General features: G+C 72.2%; 14 protein-coding genes. 8 read left to right on the forward strand and 6 right to left on the reverse strand.

Annotated features, from left to right (window positions below; all coding sequences use genetic code 11):
* Positions 1 to 354: 354 nt before the first annotated feature.
* Genes SAM23877_RS10055 through ybaK form a run of 3 tightly spaced genes read left to right on the forward strand, consistent with a single transcriptional unit; the run spans position 355 to position 2,652 of the window.
* On the forward strand, positions 355 to 1,380 hold the full coding sequence (locus SAM23877_RS10055) for a hypothetical protein (RefSeq protein WP_053129271.1): 1,026 nt from the start codon (positions 355 to 357) through the stop codon (positions 1,378 to 1,380).
* Between the two features lie 11 nt (positions 1,381 to 1,391).
* Positions 1,392 to 2,132, forward strand: a complete 741-nt coding sequence (locus tag SAM23877_RS10060; RefSeq protein ID WP_053129274.1) for an LON peptidase substrate-binding domain-containing protein — start codon at positions 1,392 to 1,394, stop codon at positions 2,130 to 2,132.
* A gap of 13 nt (positions 2,133 to 2,145) precedes the next feature.
* Positions 2,146 to 2,652, forward strand: a complete 507-nt coding sequence (gene ybaK, locus SAM23877_RS10065; RefSeq protein WP_053129277.1) for a Cys-tRNA(Pro) deacylase — start codon at positions 2,146 to 2,148, stop codon at positions 2,650 to 2,652.
* A 112-nt stretch (positions 2,653 to 2,764) separates the two neighbouring features.
* Here the strand turns inward: ybaK and SAM23877_RS10070 are convergent, their stop codons facing one another.
* The 4 genes from SAM23877_RS10070 to SAM23877_RS10085 all read right to left on the reverse strand — a co-directional run bounded on the left by SAM23877_RS10070 (position 2,765) and on the right by SAM23877_RS10085 (position 6,765).
* On the reverse strand, positions 2,765 to 3,472 hold the full coding sequence (locus SAM23877_RS10070) for a hypothetical protein (RefSeq protein ID WP_053129279.1): 708 nt from the start codon (positions 3,470 to 3,472) through the stop codon (positions 2,765 to 2,767).
* A 34-nt stretch (positions 3,473 to 3,506) separates the two neighbouring features.
* On the reverse strand, positions 3,507 to 4,331 hold the full coding sequence (locus SAM23877_RS10075) for an ABC transporter permease (RefSeq protein WP_053129281.1): 825 nt from the start codon (positions 4,329 to 4,331) through the stop codon (positions 3,507 to 3,509).
* 110 nt (positions 4,332 to 4,441) lie between these two features.
* The gene (locus SAM23877_RS10080) at positions 4,442 to 5,416 is read right to left on the reverse strand and encodes an ABC transporter ATP-binding protein (protein ID WP_053129283.1); all 975 of its coding nucleotides are present in this window, start codon (positions 5,414 to 5,416) and stop codon (positions 4,442 to 4,444) included.
* Positions 5,417 to 5,547: 131 nt separating this feature from the next.
* Entirely contained in the window at positions 5,548 to 6,765 is a 1,218-nt protein-coding gene (locus SAM23877_RS10085; RefSeq protein WP_053142341.1) for an NYN domain-containing protein, read from the reverse strand.
* Positions 6,766 to 6,991: 226 nt separating this feature from the next.
* Here SAM23877_RS10085 and SAM23877_RS40190 point away from each other — a divergent pair, with 226 nt between their 5' ends.
* Positions 6,992 to 7,159 (forward strand): hypothetical protein, encoded by a 168-nt coding sequence (locus tag SAM23877_RS40190; protein ID WP_079030119.1) that lies wholly within the window; start codon positions 6,992 to 6,994, stop codon positions 7,157 to 7,159.
* A 102-nt stretch (positions 7,160 to 7,261) separates the two neighbouring features.
* On the opposite strand, the gene dnaE is transcribed toward SAM23877_RS40190, so the two are convergent.
* Positions 7,262 to 10,801, reverse strand: a complete 3,540-nt coding sequence (gene dnaE, locus SAM23877_RS10090) for a DNA polymerase III subunit alpha (RefSeq protein ID WP_053129286.1) — start codon at positions 10,799 to 10,801, stop codon at positions 7,262 to 7,264.
* Positions 10,802 to 11,074: 273 nt separating this feature from the next.
* Here dnaE and SAM23877_RS10095 point away from each other — a divergent pair, with 273 nt between their 5' ends.
* The 4 genes from SAM23877_RS10095 (at position 11,075) to SAM23877_RS10110 (ending at position 16,010) form a co-directional block, all read left to right on the forward strand.
* Positions 11,075 to 12,412: a DUF2252 domain-containing protein gene (locus tag SAM23877_RS10095; protein ID WP_053129289.1), complete on the forward strand. Its 1,338-nt coding sequence runs from the start codon at positions 11,075 to 11,077 to the stop codon at positions 12,410 to 12,412.
* Positions 12,413 to 12,481: 69 nt separating this feature from the next.
* Entirely contained in the window at positions 12,482 to 13,189 is a 708-nt protein-coding gene (locus SAM23877_RS10100; protein ID WP_053129292.1) for a hypothetical protein, read from the forward strand.
* Between the two features lie 256 nt (positions 13,190 to 13,445).
* Positions 13,446 to 14,246 carry a DsbA family protein gene (locus tag SAM23877_RS10105; protein WP_053129296.1) on the forward strand — a complete coding sequence of 267 codons (801 nt, stop codon included), beginning with the start codon at positions 13,446 to 13,448 and terminating at the stop codon, positions 14,244 to 14,246.
* Between the two features lie 78 nt (positions 14,247 to 14,324).
* Positions 14,325 to 16,010 carry an alkaline phosphatase D family protein gene (locus SAM23877_RS10110; protein WP_053129299.1) on the forward strand — a complete coding sequence of 562 codons (1,686 nt, stop codon included), beginning with the start codon at positions 14,325 to 14,327 and terminating at the stop codon, positions 16,008 to 16,010.
* Here SAM23877_RS10110 and SAM23877_RS10115 read toward each other — a convergent pair.
* The gene (locus SAM23877_RS10115; protein WP_053129301.1) at positions 15,995 to 16,594 is read right to left on the reverse strand and encodes a dienelactone hydrolase family protein; all 600 of its coding nucleotides are present in this window, start codon (positions 16,592 to 16,594) and stop codon (positions 15,995 to 15,997) included. The two genes, SAM23877_RS10110 and SAM23877_RS10115, sit on opposite strands and share 16 nt — an antisense overlap.
* Positions 16,595 to 16,688: the final 94 nt, after the last annotated feature.

Below are 16,688 nucleotides of genomic sequence, written 5' to 3' on the forward strand. Positions count from 1 at the left end.
GCGGACCCCACGGGGACGGCACACGCGGCACGAGCGGCCGACGGCGCGGACGAACGGCCGAACGCCGCGACGGGCAGCCGAAAGCGGGCACGAGCGGCCGAAGGCGGGGACGAACGGCCGAACGCCGCGACGGGCGGCCGAAGGCGGGCACGAGCGGCCGAAGGCGGGGACGAGCGGCCGAAGGCGGGGACGAGCGGCCGAAGGCGGGCACGGGCGGCCGAAGGCGGGGACGAGCGGCCGAAGGCGGGCACGAGCGGCCGACGGCGGGCACGGGCGGCCGAAGGCGGGGACGAGGCGCACAACCATCGCGAAGAGCCGCACAACCATCACGAACCGTCGGCCGTCGTACAGGCCATGCTGCGCGCGTTCCTCCGGACGGCGGCCCGGGCCCGTTCCCGGGCATCACGGCTCGTCCCCGACGACGACGTGCTCCTCGACGCGCCCGACGACCGGCTGGCCCCCGCCCTGGTCGCGGCGGCCCACGGCGAGCACGCTCCGGTGGCGGCCCTCCTGGCCGGCACCCGCGCGCACGCCGAGTGGGAGCACCGCGACCGTTATGCGACCCGGCTCGCCGCCTTCGCCCGCTCACGGGCCGAGTGGCTCGAGGACTGGCGCGCCACCGCCCCGGACGACCCCGACGCCCGGCTGGTCGGCGCCCGGCTGACCGTGGACCGGTACGGGGACTCGCCCGACCGCACCGCGCTGCTGCGCGAGGTGACCCCCGCGGTCACCGCCGCCGCCCAGGCCGCGGGAGCCGACCCGGTGCCGTGGCGGACCGCGCTGGACGCGGCCCGCGGCGCCGGCGCCGGCCACGCCGAGTTCGAGCGGCTGTGGGCGCAGGCCGTCCGCCGCTCCCCGCACCACTACGGGTGCCACGTCGCCGCCCTGGAGTACCTCGCCGCCGCCTCGCCCGGCGCCCACCGCGAGTGTCTCGACTTCGCCGAGAGGGCGGCGCAGGACGCTCCCGAGGACGCGCTCGTACGGGCGCTGCCGCTGCGGGCGGCCTTCACCTGTCTGACGGCGAACGGTGAAGGCGGCGCGACCGGCGTGCACCGGTCCCGTCTCGACGCGGCGGCCGACCGCGCGATCGCCCTCTCCGCCGCCCATCCGGAGGCCGACCCCTGGCCGGCGGAGCTGCGGAACCTGCTGGCGTACGTCCTGGTGCGCCTCGAACGTCCCCGGGACGCGGCCGAGCAACTGCGTCTGACCGGCCCGTACGTCACGTCCTTCCCGTGGGACCGGGACACGGACGACCCGCTCGGCCGCTTCCTCCACGTGCGCGCCGACGTCCGAGCGCGGGTGGCCTCCGCACCCGGGAGGACAGGTTCAGGTCATCCACGAAGTGGGCACGGAGGTCACGTCCGCCCCGGCGACCATTAGGCTTCTGCGTCGTGACCACCGTCCGGCTTCCCCTCTTCCCCCTGAACTCGGTCCTGTTCCCGGGGCTGGTGCTCCCGCTCAACATCTTCGAGGAGCGCTATCGCGCCATGATGCGCGAGTTGCTGAAGACCCCCGAGGAGGAATCGCGCCGGTTCGCCGTCGTCGCGATCCGCGACGGCTCCGAGGTGGCCCAGAGCGCCCCCGGCCTTCCCGACCCCACGACCACGCTCGAGCGGGGGCCGGCGGCCGGCTTCGGGCCCGACCCGCTCAAGGCGTTCCACAAGGTGGGCTGCATCGCGGACGCGGCGACCATCCGCGAGAAGGCCGACGGCACCTTCGAGGTGCTGGCCACCGGCACCACCCGGGTGCGGTTGCTCTCGGTGGACGCCTCGGGCCCGTTCCTGACGGCCGAGCTGGAGCCGATGCCCGAGGAGCCCGGTGACGAGGCGGGGGCGCTGGCCGAAGGGGTCCTGCGCTCCTTCCGGCAGTACCAGAAGCGACTGGCGGGTGCCCGCGAGCGGTCGCTGGCGACCGGCGCCGACCTGCCGGACGAGCCGGGGGTGGTCTCCTACCTGGTCGCCGCCGCGATGATGCACGACACACCGACGAAGCAGCGTCTGCTCCAGGCCCCGGACACCGCCTCCCGCCTCCGGGACGAGCTGAAACTCCTTCGCGCGGAGACGGCCGTCATCCGTACGCTGCCGTCCCTGCCGGCGTCGGACCTGACGCGCGGCCCGACGAGTCTCAACTGAGGAACCGGCCCGGATGGCGAAGAAGTCGAAGAAGCAGCAGCAGGCCGGTGGCGGTACGCCCGCGACGGTGGCGCTCGCGGCGGCGGGGGTGACGTACACGGTCCACGCGTACGACCACGACCCCTCCCACCCGTCCTACGGCGAGGAGGCCGCCGAGGCGATGGGCGTCTCGCCGGAGCGGGTCTTCAAGACGCTCGTGGCGGACGTCGACGGCGCGCTGACGGTCGCGGTGGTACCGGTCGCGGGCCAGCTCGACCTGAAGGCGCTGGCGGCCGCGGTGGGCGGCAAGCGCGCGGCGATGGCCGACCCGGCGCTGGCCGAACGCACTACGGGCTATGTGCGCGGCGGCATCTCCCCGCTGGGCCAGCGCAAGAGGCTGCCGACGGTGCTGGACGCGTCGGCCTCGCAGCACGCGACGGTCTGCGTGTCGGCGGGCCGCCGCGGCCTGGAGGTCGAGCTCTCCCCCGACGACCTGGCCGAGCTGACGGACGCGGTCGTCGCCCCCGTCGGCCGGGCGTAGCTCCCCAGGGACGTACCTCCGTCGGCCGGGGTGGGCCGGGCCCTGGAACGGGAGCGGGGGCGCCCGTCGGCGCGGGCTCCCGCCAAGAGCGCCGGGCGTCCCCCGCGGACCCCTACGCGGACTTCTCCCCGTACGGCCCCGGCGGATACGGCTGAGGCGCCGGCCATGGGTCGGGCTCCGGGTCACGGGGCCCGAACAGGCCCGTCAACCCGAGGTGGACCACCAGGGCCGCCACCGACCACGCCAGCAGCGCCCCCTTGGCCCCCAGCTTCAGCGGCGCGGAGAACGTCACCCCCTTGCCCACCTCCCTGGCGTGGGCGATCACGTCCTGCGTGGGCCCCAGCCACACCCCGACCCGCCAGGCCAGCAGCGACCCGAGCAGCCCGCCGACGCCCAGCGCCACCACCAGGGGGACGCCTCCGCGCCGGCGCAGCAGGAAGACGACCACCGCGCTGAGCGCGCCGAACGCCAGGGCGAGCAGGGTGAAGGTGCCGTCGACGCCGACCGCCTGCTCGCTCTCGGACTCCTTGAGGTAGACCACCCAGCTGTCGCCGACCACGTCGCCGACGAGCGGCACGGTCGGTGCGAGCTTCCACCACAGCACACCCAGCAGCACGCCGGAGAGCGCCATCGCCACCACGGCCACGACGGCCTGCCGCACTTCGGTCAACATCCCGGGGCCGTCCTGTTCGCCGTGCCGGTCGTACGCGGCGCCCGACGCGGCGCCCACCGCGTGCGCTCCGACGGGCGGCGGCACCGGCCCGCCCTGGTACGACGAGCGTTCGTTCGGTGGTGGTGGCGGAGTCAGAGGTGCGGTCACCCCGCCATCGTGCCAAACCCGCCTGTGCGGCGCGTCACCGGACGGCGGCCCGGCGGTACGCCCAGGTGGCGACGGCCAGCGAGATCACGCCGACCACGGCGCAGACCGCGAGGTCACCGAGGACGAAGGCCCAGTCGGGCCGTTCCCCGAAGGTGCGCGCGAAGGCCTCCACGCCGTACGTCGAGGGCAGCAGGTCCCGGGCCAGGCGGACCACCTCGGGCATCCGTTCGGCGGGCAGCACGCCCAGCAGCAGGGCCGCCGACATGCCCAGCTGGCCGAGCAGGGTGGCGAACTCGGGCCGGGGCGCGAGCAGGCCCAGCGCCGCACCCAGTCCGGCGAGCGCGGCGCCCGCCAGCGGGATCACGGCCACGAGCACCCACAGGTGGGTCATCGGCAACCCGAACAGCACGCACCCGAACACCGCCGTCACCACGGTCCCCGGCACCGTGAAGGACGCGTACGCGCCCGCCGCGCCCAGCACCACGGCCGCCGGCGGCACCGGCAGCGTCGCGTAGTGGTCGAGTCCGCCGCTGGCACGGAGCTGGCCGAAGTACTGGGCGAGGAGGTTCAGCGCGACGAAGGCGACGACCAGCACCGCGGACCCGGCCACCACGGCCTGCGCCTCGCCGCCGCCGTCCACGACCCCGCGCATGAGGATCATGATGCCGATCGACTGGAAGGTGGCCACGAACAGCAGCGGGATGCGCGCGACCCGCGCCCGGGACAGCTGCGCCCGGTACACGGCCACCAGCGAGGGCCACAGCCGTGCCTTGGGACCGAGCTCGGCCGCGCCGTGGGCGCCCTGCTCCTCGGCGGCCAGGGCACCGCCCGGCAGGACATCGGCGGGTACGACAGTCACGTCGAGCTGCTCCCCTTCGTCGGGTCCTTCGAAGCTTCGCTGGGGGTCGTTCGAAGCGGTCGCCCTGTCGGGTACGGATGTGGCGGCCGGTGTGCTCACCGTTCGCGTGTTCACGCCCTCACCAGCCCCTGTCGCGCGGCGCCGCCCAGTGCCAGGTAGACGTCCTCCAGGCTGGGCGTGGCGAGGGTGAAGTCGTCCAGGGCGGCGAAGGCGGCGCCGCCGGTGACGGTGGCGACGACCGCGCGGGCCTCCTCGGGAGCGAGCCGCAGCGTCCAGCGGCGGCCCGACTCGGTGACCCGGTCGCGCAGTGCGGCGACCTCGGGCACGTGCAGCGGGGCCGTCTCGCGCCACACCAGGTCGACGCGGACCTCGCCGGCGACCTTCTCCTTGAGCCCGGAGGGCGTGTCGCAGGCGATCACGCGTCCCCGGTCGAGGACGGCGACCCGGTCCAGGACGGTCTCGGCCTCGATCACGTTGTGGGTGACCAGCAGGACGGTCGTGCCGTGCTCGGCGCGCCGCCGGTCGACGGCCGCCCACACCGCGCGCCGGGCCACCGGGTCCATGCCGGTGGTCGGCTCGTCCAGGACGAGCAGCGGGCGCTGCCCCACCAGCGCGGCGGCGAAGCAGGCCAGGCGGCGCTGACCGCCGGACAGCTTCTTGATCGGTCGTGCGGCGATCGGGGTCAGGCCCAGTTCGTCGAGGACGGCGTCCCGCTCGGCTCGCGCCTGCCGGGCCTCCAGACCGCGCAGCCGTCCGGTGGTCTCGGCGGCGAGGGACACGGTCAGCTCGTCCAGGGCGCTGGACTCCTGCCCGAGATAGGCGAGGATGCGCGCGGCCCGCTCCGGGTGGCGCACGATGTCGTGGCCGAGGATCTCCACGCTGCCGCGGTCGGGCCGCATCAGGCCGGTGAGCTGGCGTACGAGGGTGGACTTGCCGGCGCCGTTCGGCCCGAGGAGTCCGAAGATCTCACCGCGGCGGATACCGAGGGTCACGTCGTCGGTGGCCCGTACCTCGGGAGTGGCGGGTACGCCGCGCCTGCCGCGGACCGCCGGATAGGTCTTGGTCAGTCCGCGCACGGCGCACACGGCAGCGCCACCGGGTCGAAGTGCCTGTGCCGCGCGCGTACTCACAAGGGACGAGAGTACGGGGTCCGCCCCCGCGCCCCGCCCTCGGGTCCGCCCATAAGTGTCGATTCAGCCGGGGAGAGCCGGGGGTCTCACTCGGCCACGGGGGTGCGCTCGGTGGCCGTGCGGACGTCGATCTCCCGCCAGAAGCCGGCCCGGATCGCGTACCGGTCGTGCTCGTCGATCTGGTCGTCCTTGTGGGCGAGCAGGCCGAAGCGGGCCGCGTAGCGCAGCAGCTCCCCGTCGACGCGGTGCGGGATGCGGGGGTACATCCCGGAGAGTCTCTGCAGGTGGCCGTGGTCGCCGAGGCGCTCCAGCCAGCGGCGGGCGAAGACCTGTCCGACCTCGTAGGGGTCGCCGCCGACCGTGGTGATGTCCTCCTCGCGGTCGGCCCAGCGCTGCTCGGCCGTGGTCAGCTGGGCCAGCGTCGGCATCGACGCGGCCTCGGCGGGCTCGGCGGCGGGCCGGTCGACCCAGCCCTTGTCGGAGGACCAGCGCAGGGTGGCGGTGGGGGGGTGCGGGGCCGGGTGGGCGCCGGGGGCGCGCAGGGCGGCCAGGTCCTTCGGGGTCGGGACGCCCTTGGCGGGCGACACCCGCTCCTCACTGCCGTTGCGGGCGGCGGGGGCCGTCGTCGTGGGGTGTTCCGGCTCCTCGACGCGCCGCTCGGCGGCGGCGGAGAGGGCGGACTCGGGCAGCGGCGCGGAGAGGATCGCGGCGATCTCGGGGCGGGGCACGGGCGGCGGCGCGCAGATCCCGCCCAGGTCCTTGGCGCGTACGGCCTTGGTGATCCACACCCGGTCCAGGACGCGCCGCTCGTCGGCCTCGGCGACCAGGTCCTCGGACTGGTTGTAGTCGCCGTCGGCGGCCTGCACGGCCCACAGGTGTACGGCGACGCCGTGCTCCTTGGCGGCCATCATGCCCGGCAGCAGGTCGCCGTCGCCGGTCACCAGGACGACGTCGGAGCAGGCCCGGTTGCGGGCCAGCTCGGTCAGTTCGGCGTGCATCGCGGCGTCGACGCCCTTCTGCGCCCAGCGGCCGTCACTGCGCGTCAGGGCGCCCAGCCGGACGGTGACCCGGGGCATCACGCGCAGCCGGCGGTGCTCGGGCTGCGGGACGCGGTCGGGGGCGCCGTCGAACCAGTAGATGCGCAGCAGGGGCTGCCGCGTGTCGGACTCCGCGCGGTCGCGCAATCCCTGGATGAGGGCGGCGTGGTCGACGGTGATGCGCGAGCGTGAGGGCTCCCCGGCGAGGAGGCTCGCGGCGGCGCCCAGCAGATACCCGGCGTCCACCAGGACGATGCAGCGGTCCACGCGGTCCACCCTCTTTCCGGGAGGTTTGCTTCGGGCTTCCTTCGAGTCTGCCCGACCACACGGAGGTTAACGGCCGGAACTCGATCTTCGGCGTGGCGTTTCGGCACCCCGCACCCCGACGAGCCGCGTCACACACGGTAATTGCCCGATATGCGTTCTTTGTTGGCCTATGTCAACCTGAAGTCGGTCCTGGCCCCTAAAGATCCCCCTCAGGAGGTAGATCACCATGGCCAAGAACAAGAACAACCGTGATCGTAAGCAGCCCCAGACCGAGCGCGCCCCGCAGCGCGCCGAGGCGGCCGTACTGGACCGCGAGGAGCAGCACACCCCGCAGCTGACGACGTCCGGCGACGCGGCTTCCCGCAAGCGGCAGAAGCGCTTCGGCCACAACTGACATCCGCGGGACGGGCCGTTGCGGCCCTCGCGGAGACGAGGGGCGCACCCGGTTTCGGGTGCGCCCCTCGCTCGTTGCGTGCTCCGGGGCCCGCGGGCCCGCTCAGCCCGCCAGGCAGGACGGGCCGAGCAGCACCTTCAAGTCACCGAACAGGGCCGGGTCCGGCTTCACCCGGTGCCGGTCCAGGCGCAGCACCGTCGTCTTCGTCGGCCCCTGGAGCTTGATCCGCACCTCGCTGTCACCCCGGTGATGGGTGAGGATCTCGCCGAGGCGGCTGACCATCGGCGGGGTGACGCGGGTGGCCGGGATGGTGAGGACGACGGGCGCGTTGGTGCCCGCGTTGGACAGGTCGGGGATCATCAGCTCCATCGCGACCAGCCGCGGCACGTCCTCCCGCTTGTCCAGGCGCCCCTTGACGAACACCACGGCGTCCTCGACGAGTTGGGTGGAGACGAGCTGGTACGTCGCCGGGAAGAACATGCACTCGATGGAGCCCGCCAGGTCCTCGACGGTCGCGATGGCCCAGGCGTTGCCCTGCTTGGTCATCTTGCGCTGGAGGCCCGAGATGATGCCGCCGATGGTGACGACCGCGCCGTCGCCGAAGTCACCGCCGGTGAGCTGGGAGATACCGGCGTCGGCCTTGTCGGACAGCACGTGCTCCAGCCCGAAGAGCGGGTGGTCGGAGACGTAGAGGCCGAGCATCTCCCGCTCCTGGGCGAGCAGATAGGTCTTGTCCCACTCGTCCTCACCGAAGACGACGTCGAGTCCGAAGCCGGGTTCGTCGGTCTGCTCGTCGCCCATGCCCCCGAAGAGGTCGAACTGACCCTCGGCCTCCTTGCGCTTGACCGCGACCACGTTGTCGATCATCGGCTCGTACTGCGCGGTGAGGCCCTTGCGGGTGTGCCCCATCTCGTCGAAGGCGCCGGCCTTGATCAGCGACTCCGTCGTCCGCTTGTTGCAGACGACCGCCTCCACCTTGTCCAGGTAGTCGGGGAAGGAGAGGTACTTCCCCTTGGCCTTGCGGCACCTGATGATCGACTCGACGACGTTGGTGCCGACGTTGCGGACGGCGGAGAGGCCGAAGAGGATCACGTCGTCGCCCTGCGCGGCGAAGTTCGACATGGACTCGTTGACGTTGGGCGGCAGGACCTTGATGCCCATGCGCCGGCACTCGTTGAGGTAGACGGCCGACTTGTCCTTGTCGTCCTTGACCGAGGTGAGCAGGGCGGCCATGTACTCGGCCGGGTAGTTCGCCTTCAGGTATCCGGTCCAGTACGAGACCAGTCCGTACGCGGCCGAGTGCGCCTTGTTGAAGGCGTAGCCGGCGAAGGGGACCAGCACGTCCCACAGGGCCTGGATCGCCTCGTCGCTGTAGCCGTTCTTCCGGGCGCCGGCCTGGAAGAGCACGAAGTTCTTCGCCAGCTCGTCGGGCTTCTTCTTGCCCATCACACGGCGCAGGATGTCGGCCTCGCCGAGCGAGTAGCCCGCGATGATCTGGGCGGCCTTCTGGACCTGCTCCTGGTAGACGATCAGGCCGTAGGTGACCGACAGGACCTCCTGGAGGGGCTCCTCCAGCTCCTTGTGGATCGGCGTGATCTCCTGGAGGCCGTTCTTGCGCAGCGCGTAGTTGGTGTGCGAGTCCATGCCCATGGGGCCGGGACGGTAGAGCGCGGAGACGGCGGAGATGTCCTCGAAGTTGTCGGGCTTCATCAGCCGCAGCAGCGAGCGCATGGGGCCGCCGTCGAACTGGAAGACGCCGAGCGTGTCACCGCGCTGGAGCAGCTCGAAGGTCTTGGGGTCGTCCAGGGGCAGCGACAGCAGGTCGAGGTCGATCCCCTTGTTGGACTTCACCATCTTGACGGCGTCGTCCATGATCGTGAGGTTGCGCAGGCCGAGGAAGTCCATCTTCAGCAGGCCGAGCGACTCGCACTGCGGGTAGTCCCACTGCGTGATGGTCACGCCGTCCGTGTGCCGCACCCAGATCGGGGCGTGGTCGACGATCGGCTCGCTGGACATGATCACGCCGGCCGCGTGCACGCCCATCTGGCGGACCAGGCCCTCGACGCCCTTGGCGGTGTCGATGACCTTCTTGACGTCCGGCTCGTTCTCGTACATCGAGCGGATCTCGCCGGCCTCGCTGTACCGCGGGTGGGTCGGGTCCGTGATGCCGTTGAGGTCGATGCCCTTGCCGAGGACGTCGGCGGGCATGGCCTTGGTGAGGCGGTCTCCCATGGCGTACGGGTAGCCCAGCACACGTGCGGAGTCCTTGATGGCGTTCTTCGCCTTGATCTTGCCGTACGTGCCGATCATGGCGACCTTGTCGGCGCCGTACTTCTCCGTCACGTACCTGATCACCTCGACGCGCCTGCGCTCGTCGAAGTCGATGTCGACGTCGGGCATGGAGACGCGCTCGGGGTTGAGGAACCGCTCGAAGATCAGGCCGTGCGGGATCGGGTCGAGGTCGGTGATGCCCATCGCGTAGGCCACGATCGAACCGGCCGCCGAGCCTCGGCCGGGGCCCACCGCGATGCCCTGGTTCTTGGCCCACATGATGAAGTCGGCGACCACGAGGAAGTAGCCCGGGAACCCCATCTGGATGATGACGTCCATCTCGTACTCGGCCTGCTTCTGGCGGTCCTCGGGGACGCCGCCGGGGAAGCGGCGCTCCATGCCGCGGCGGACCTCCTCCTGGAACCAGGTGACCTCGGTGAAGCCCGCGGGGATGTCGAACTTCGGCATGAGGTCGCGCTTCTCGAACATGCCCGTGGTGTCGATCATCTCGGCGATCAGGCGCGTGTTGGCGCAGCCCTCCTGCCAGGCGTCGGAGGAGTCGATGGCGTACATCTCGTCCGTCGACTTCAGGTAGTAGCCGGTGCCGTCGAACCGGAAGCGGTCCGGGTCGGAGAGGTTCTTGCCGGTCTGGATGCACAGCAGCGCGTCGTGGGCGGTCGCCTCGTGCGCGTAGGTGTAGTGCGAGTCGTTGGTGACCAGCGGCGGGATGCCGAGCTTCCGGCCGATCTCCAGCAGGCCGTCGCGGACCCGGTGCTCGATCTCGATGCCGTGGTCCATCAGCTCCAGGAAGTAGCGGTCCTTGCCGAAGATGTCCTGGTAGTCGGCGGCGGCCTTCAGCGCCTCGTCGAAGTGGCCGAGGCGCAGCCGGGTCTGCACCTCGCCCGAGGGGCAGCCGGTGGAGGCGACGATGCCCTCGGACCACTGGGAGATGGTCTCCTTGTCCATCCGGGGCCACTTCTGGAGCCAGCCCTCGGCGTACGCGTCGGAGGAGAGCTTGAAGAGGTTGTGCAGGCCCGTCCGGTTCGTCGCCCACATCGTCTTGTGGGTGTAACCGCCCGAACCGGAGACGTCGTCCCGCTTCTGGTGCGGCTGGCCCCACTGGATCTTGCGCTTGTTGCGGCGCGACTCGGGGGCGACGTACGCCTCGATGCCGATGATCGGGGTGACTCCGGCCTTCTTCGCGGAGTGGAAGAAGTCGTACGCCCCGTGCAGGTTGCCGTGGTCGGACATGGCGATGTGCGTCATGCCCATCTCGTTGCAGGCGTCGAACATGTCCTTCAGCCGCGCGGCACCGTCCAGCAGCGAGTACTGGGTGTGGACGTGCAGGTGCGTGAACGGCGGCTTGGACACGTTCGGCCTCCTGAGGGAAACGAGGGGTGACGGAACGGCGGCGGGCTGCGGTCGGTCCGGGGGTCAGCGTCGAAGTCTATGCCTCGCCACTGACACTCCGAGGCGTTCCCCGCGTACCTTCGGGGGCGGGTCCGCGTGTCGGGGCGGGCTCCGGGCGCGGGCACTCCCGCACCCCCCCGGGGCACGGGCACTCCCCCACCCCCCGGAACGTTGGTCCGGGGTGGAGGACCCGCTCCACTCGTCACGCACCGTCCGCACCAGGAGGCACCAGGCATGTCGGTTCCGCAGCTCAACGAGGAGCGCGGCGAGGAGATCCTCGCCGTCTTCGACACCGCCTTCGGTCACCTGCTGGCCGCGGACCCCGCGGCGTTCCGTGTGAAGTTCCGGAAGATGGCGGCCTCGGCCTTCGCGTTCTACCGCGGCACCGCGAGCCTCTTTTACCACGATTTGACCGTCGACCAGGAGTTCGGGTCGACGAGCGGCGGCCCGTACCTGGACGAGCGGACCTCCCGGGTGTGGATCCACGGCGATCTGCACGCGGAGAACTTCGGCACGTACATGGACTCCACCGGCCGGCTGATCTTCAACGTCAACGACTTCGACGAGGCCTACGTCGGGCCCTTCACCTGGGACCTCAAGCGCTTCGCCGCCTCCGTCGCGCTGATCGGGTACGCGAAGGCGCTCAGCGACGAGCAGATCACCGAGCTGGTGCGGGTGTACGCGGGCGCGTACCGTGAGCGCATCCACGCCCTGGCCACCGGCGCCAAGAGCGACGAGGTGCCGCCGTTCACCCTGGACACCGCCGACGGGCCGCTCCTGGGCGCCCTGCGCGTCGCGCGCTCCCTGACCCGGTTCGGGCTGCTGGAGTCGATGACCGAGATCCGTGACTTCGAGCGCCGCTTCGCCTCGGGCGGCGGCGCCGTCGAGCTGGACGCGGCCACCCGCTACAAGGTGCTCGCGGCCTTCGACGGCTACCTGGAGACGCTCCCGGAGTCGTCCCTGACCCGTCCCGACTCCTACCGCGTGAAGGACGTCGTGGGCCGCCGGGGCATCGGCATCGGATCGGCCGGCCTGCCCTCGTACAACATCCTGCTGGAGGGCAACAGCGACGCCCTGGAGAACGACGTCGTGATCTACATCAAGCAGGCCCAGACCCCGGCCGCCGCCCGGCACATCACCGACCAGGCGATCCGGGACTACTTCCAGCACGAGGGCCACCGCACGGTGATCTCCCAGCGCGCCCTCCAGGCGCACGCCGACCCGTGGCTGGGGTGGACCGAGCTGGACGGCGCGGGCCAGCTGGTCGCCGAGGTCTCGCCGTACGCCGTCGACCTCGACTGGGGCGACATCGACGACCCGGAGGAGATCGGCGAGGTCGTCGCCGACCTGGGCCGGGCCACGGCCACCATGCACGCGGCGGCGGACGACCAGTCCGGCGAGTCCCTGGTGCCGTTCTCCACCGAGCGGGCCATCGACGCGGCGATCGCGGCCGACGAGGAGGGCTTCGCCCCGCTCCTGGTCGACTTCGCCCACCGGTACGGCGCACGCGCGCGTGCCGACCACCAGACCTTCGTCGACCTCTTCCGCAACGGCCGGATTCCGGGTCTGTAACCGTCGGCTCTCGCACAGGAACCCTTTAGGAGCCCCTTACCGGGGCCCGTGACAGACTCTTCTCTCGCTATGGACATATCCGGAACCCCGCTCAGAGCCGTGCGCGCGGCGCTGTTCACGGCACTCGTCGTGACGCTCAGCACCGCGTCGCACGTGCTGCTGTCCGGGGTTCCGCTGCCGCTGCCCGCGGTGGCCGCGGTCGCCGCCGTCGTGTTCCTGATCGCCTACGCCCTGGCCGGGCGGCGCGAGCGCGGCTTCGGGCGGATCGCCGCCCTGCTGATCCCGCTGGAGCTGGCCGCCGACACGCTCTTCACCACCGGCCAGCACGTCTGCTACGGCCGGGCGGGCGGCCCGGTCGCGGGCCCGCTGCGCTCCGTCGGCTTCGACGTGCTGTGCGGCGACGGGACCGGCGTGCACGCGGGCGTGACCGCTCCGCTGAGCCGGGTGACCGGTGCCGAGACCGACCGGCTGGCGAGCGTGCTCGCCGACGCCGGTCCGGCGAGCGCCTGGCTGCTGCTCGGCGCGCACGTCGGTGTCGGGCTGCTGGCGGCGGCCTGGCTGCGGCGCGGCGAGCGGGCACTGGCCCAGCTGCTGAGCGCGGTGGCGGCGACCACCTTCCGGCCGCTGCTGCTGGCCGTGGCGGTCGTGAACGTACGCCGGGCGCCCGCGGCGCGCCGCACGACGCCCCCGGCCCGCCGCACCGTCGACGCCCGCGAGCGGATCCTCACGCACTCTCTGGGACGGCGCGGACCGCCCCGCCCGGTCGCCCTCGTGTGACCCGGCCGAGCGCCCGGCACGCCCGCGAGCACGCCGCACACGCGAAACACGCGGCACAGAACGAGCGTGAGGCCCAGCCCGAGCCCGCGCGCGGCCCGAGCCTGAGACAGGTCCGCGAGCGCGCGCACGGCCCGACCACGAGGCGGTTCCGCGAGCGCGCGCCGCGCCGCCGAGCGTGTGCCGCGTCACCGAGCACCAGCAGTCCCCGTCAGCACTCCGCACACCCCGTGTGCGCGTCCCCGGAGAGATCATCACCATGAGCAAGCGGAACAGTCAGTCGGCGAAGTCGGCGGCCCGTGAGCGCCTGCGCCAGGAGCGCGAGCGCCAGGCCAAGCGCGACAAGGCCAAGCGGCAGGTCATCGTGGCCTGCTCCATCGTCGGCGTGCTGGCGATAGCCGGCGGCATCAGCTACGCCGTCGTCCAGAGCAACAAGCCCTCGGGCTGGGACAAGGCCGCCGAGGCCAAGGTGGTGGCCCCGGCCAACACCTCCGGCAAGAACGGCACCACGGTCACCCTCGGCGACGCCAAGGGCGACGACGTCGTCCACCTCTACGAGGACCCGCGCTGCCCGGGCTGCGCCTCCTTCGAGCAGTCCATCGGCGAGACCGTCAACAAGGGCATGGAGGACGGCACCTACAAGCTCTCCTTCACGATCGGCACCTTCCTCGACGGGAACCTCGGCGGCGAGGGTTCGAAGAACGCGCTGAGCGCGCTCGGTGCCGCGCTGAACGTCAGCCCGGACGCGTTCATCGACTACAAGACCGCGCTGTACTCGTCCGAGTACCACCCGGAGGAGTCCACCGACGAGTTCGCCAAGGACGACTACCTGATCAAGGTGGCGAACACGGTCGACGCCCTGAAGGACAACAAGAAGTTCCAGGACGCCGTGAAGAAGGGCACCTACGACGCCTGGGCGATGAAGATGGGTGACTCCTTCCAGAAGGCCGAGGGCGTCGAGTCGACCCCGACGGTCAAGATCAACGACAAGGTGATCGAGACGCCGAGCACCGACGCCGAGTGGCAGAAGGCGCTCAAGGACGCGGGCGTCACCAAGTAACGAAGAACGGCGAACGGGCGGGCGAACTTTGACGCGTTCGCCCGCCCGTTCGCTTACCGATCAGTAATCTGATCGTCCGTGACCAGTCGACACAGATCATCCGAGAGCACCCTCCCTGCGTCCGCCGAGCACGCGGGCCCCCGCACCCCGAGCCGCCGTACGGTCGTCAAGGCCGCGGCGGCCGGCGCCGTCCTGGCCGCCCCGCTCGCCGCCGCGCTGCCCGCCGGTGCCGCCGGTGCCGCCCCCGCCTTCCTGCACGGCGTCGCCTCCGGCGATCCGCTGCCCGACGGTGTGCTGCTGTGGACCCGGGTGACCCCGACCCCCGAGTCCATACCGGGTTCGGGAGTCGGCCCGGACACGGAGGTGAACTGGGTCGTCGCCCGGGACAAGGCGTTCACCGACGTCGTCGCCAAGGGATCCGTCACCGCGACGGCGGCCTCCGACCACACCGTCAAGGCCGACGTCCGGGGCCTCGCCCCCGCCACGGACTACTGGTTCCGCTTCTCCGCCGGCCCCACCGACTCCCCCGCGGCCCGCACCCGCACCGCCCCCGCGGCCGACGCGGCCGTCCCGGGCCTGCGCTTCGGCGTGGTGTCCTGCGCCAACTGGGAGGCCGGCCACTTCTCCCCGTACCGCCACCTCGCGGCCCGCGGCGACCTGGACGCCTGGCTGCACCTGGGCGACTATCTCTACGAGTACGGCACCGGCGAGTACGGCACCCGCGACACCGTCGTACGGCCGCACGCGCCCGCCCACGAGATCCTCACGCTCGCCGACTACCGCGTCCGGCACGGCCTCTACAAGACCGACCCCGACCTCCAGGCGCTGCACGCCGCCGCGCCGGTCGTGGCGATCTGGGACGACCACGAGATCGCCAACGACACCTGGTCGGGCGGTGCGGGGAACCACACCGAGGGCGCCGAGGGCACCTGGGCGGCGCGCCAGGCCGCCGCCAAGCAGGCCTACTTCGAGTGGATGCCGGTCCGCACCGCGATCGCCGGGACCACCTACCGCAGGCTGCGCTTCGGCAAGCTCGCCGACCTCTCGCTGCTGGACCTGCGCTCCTTCCGCTCGCAGCAGGTGGCGCTCGGCGACGGCGAGGTCGACGACCCGGACCGCACCCTCACCGGCCGCGCCCAGCTGGACTGGCTCAAGGCGGGGCTCAGCTCCTCCGACACCACGTGGCGGCTGGTCGGCAACTCGGTGATGATCTCCCCGTTCGCCGTCGGCTCGATCCCCGCCGAGCTGCTGAAGCCGCTCGCCGAGCTGCTCGGTCTGCCCGGGGAGGGGCTCGCCCTCAACACGGACCAGTGGGACGGGTACACCGACGACCGCCGCGAACTGCTGGCCCACCTGCGCGCGAACGCCGTCCGCAACACCGTGTTCCTGACCGGCGACATCCACATGGCGTGGGCCAACGACGTGCCGCACCACGCCGCCACGTACCCGCTGTCCGCCTCGGCCGCCACGGAGTTCGTCGTCACGTCGGTGACCTCCGACAACCTCGACGACATCGTGAAGGTCCCCGAGGGCACGGTCTCGGCGATCGCGGCGCCGGTCATCCGGGCCGCGAACCGGCACGTCCACTGGGTCGACACCGACCGGCACGGCTACGGCGTGCTGGACGTCACGCCGGACCGGACGCAGATGGACTACTACGTCGTCTCCGACCGCACCGACCCGGACGCCACGTCGGCCTGGGCCCGTTCGTACCGCACGCGCAGCGGCACCCAGCGGGTCGAGCGCGTCTACGCGCCCGTCTGAGCGGCGTCCGCCTCCTGGAGCGAGTCGAGGAAGCCGAGCGCCACCCGCCAGGTGGCCTCGGCGGCCTCCTCGTCGTAGTCCGGCAGCTCCGGGTCGGTGTAGAGGTGGCCGGCCCCGGCGTACCTGTGCACCTCCACGTCGGCGCCGATCCGGCCCATCTGGAGGTACCAGGCGCTGAGCCAGTCGTCCGTCTCGAAGGCGTCCGGCTCGGCGACGTGCAGCTGGACCGGCAGGTCGTCGACCGCGGCGTTGGGCGCGATGTCCGACGTGCCGTGCAGGAGGAGCAGCCCGCGCGCCCGGTGGTCGCCGAGGGCGAGGGTCTGGGCGATGGAGGCGCCGAGCGAGAAGCCCGCGTACACCAGCCCCCGCTCGGAGTAGGGCGCGGCGGCCAGCACGGCCCGCTTCAGCAGTTCCTCCCGGCCGATCCCCTCCTGGTGGGCCATGCCCTCCTCGACCGTGTCGAAGGTCCGGCCCTCGAAGAGATCCGGGGTCCACACCTGGTGCCCGGCGTCGCGCAGCCGGTCGGCGGCCTGTCCGACCGCGGGCCTCGGACCGAGGGTCGAGTGAAAGAGCACGATGTTCATGAGGCCATGGTGCCAGCCGCGTGGGGCAACGCGGTGACCGGCGGTTCCCGGGCCGGGACGCAAGTCACAGGTTCACGGAGCACCGGGTGCGGTT

The sequence above is a fragment of the Streptomyces ambofaciens ATCC 23877 genome (genome assembly GCF_001267885.1).
GTDB lineage: Bacteria > Actinomycetota > Actinomycetes > Streptomycetales > Streptomycetaceae > Streptomyces > Streptomyces ambofaciens.

Coding starts and splice junctions, on each gene's coding strand:
- SAM23877_RS10100 (WP_053129292.1), top strand. CDS start 12,482: ATGGACATATCCGGAACCCCGCTCAGAGCCGTGCGCGCGGCGCTGTTC.
- SAM23877_RS10095 (WP_053129289.1), top strand. CDS start 11,075: ATGTCGGTTCCGCAGCTCAACGAGGAGCGCGGCGAGGAGATCCTCGCC.
- SAM23877_RS10105 (WP_053129296.1), top strand. CDS start 13,446: ATGAGCAAGCGGAACAGTCAGTCGGCGAAGTCGGCGGCCCGTGAGCGC.
- SAM23877_RS10055 (WP_053129271.1), top strand. CDS start 355: ATGCTGCGCGCGTTCCTCCGGACGGCGGCCCGGGCCCGTTCCCGGGCA.
- SAM23877_RS40190 (WP_079030119.1), top strand. CDS start 6,992: ATGGCCAAGAACAAGAACAACCGTGATCGTAAGCAGCCCCAGACCGAG.
- SAM23877_RS10115 (WP_053129301.1), bottom strand. CDS start 16,594: ATGAACATCGTGCTCTTTCACTCGACCCTCGGTCCGAGGCCCGCGGTC.
- ybaK (WP_053129277.1), top strand. CDS start 2,146: ATGGCGAAGAAGTCGAAGAAGCAGCAGCAGGCCGGTGGCGGTACGCCC.